Origin of the sequence: Streptomyces sp. XY431 (assembly GCF_001279805.1) — a bacterium.
Classification (GTDB): Bacteria; Actinomycetota; Actinomycetes; order Streptomycetales; family Streptomycetaceae; genus Kitasatospora; species Kitasatospora purpeofusca.
This window is the reverse complement of the sequence record NZ_LGDO01000459.1, coordinates 1-211: the sequence shown is the minus strand read 5'-3', so window position 1 is coordinate 211 and position 211 is coordinate 1. Positions and strand designations below refer to the sequence as shown.

1 rRNA gene is annotated in these 211 nt (G+C 57.3%); it reads right to left on the bottom strand.

Annotated features, from left to right (window positions below):
- Positions 1-211: ribosomal RNA gene (locus ADK60_RS29365) — 23S ribosomal RNA — on the bottom strand; the annotation flags it as partial.

Below are 211 nucleotides of genomic sequence, written 5' to 3'. Positions count from 1 at the left end.
GCAGGCGTCAGTCCGTATACATCGCCTTACGGCTTCGCACGGACCTGTGTTTTTAGTAAACAGTCGCTTCTCGCTGGTCTCTGCGGCCACCCCCAGCTCTGGCAGCAAGTGCCGTCACCAGGAATGGCCCCCCTTCTCCCGAAGTTACGGGGGCATTTTGCCGAGTTCCTTAACCATAGTTCACCCGAACGCCTCGGTATTCTCTACCTGA